At 46.9% G+C, this 292-nt stretch carries 2 rRNA genes; both read right to left on the reverse strand.

Going from position 1 to position 292, the window contains the following annotated elements:
- Window positions 1-80: ribosomal RNA gene (locus tag TEPIDINF_RS14870) — 23S ribosomal RNA — on the reverse strand; the annotation flags it as partial.
- Window positions 81-237: 157 nt separating this feature from the next.
- Window positions 238-292: ribosomal RNA gene (locus TEPIDINF_RS14875) — 16S ribosomal RNA — on the reverse strand; the annotation flags it as partial.

The raw sequence follows: 292 nt of genomic DNA on the forward strand, positions 1-292 counted from the left end.
CGAGGCATATCGGTGTTCGTCCCGTCCTTCTTCGGCTCCTAGCACCAAGGCATCCACCGTGCGCTCTTTGTAGCTTAACCTATTTTTGCCTTGCTTTTCTTGCTATCTAGTTTTCAAGGTACAACAACGCGCTTGATGCGCTAATATGAAAGGAATCATCCACTCGGGATCATTACTCTTTCAAAACTAAACAGTGTAAGAAGCCTCTCATCCGTAAGGATGAGTATTTCTCCATAGAAAGGAGGTGATCCAGCCGCACCTTCCGATACGGCTACCTTGTTACGACTTCACC

It is taken from the genome of Tepidibacillus infernus (genome assembly GCF_048898065.1).
In the GTDB taxonomy this organism is placed as follows: domain Bacteria; phylum Bacillota; class Bacilli; order Tepidibacillales; family Tepidibacillaceae; genus Tepidibacillus_B; species Tepidibacillus_B infernus.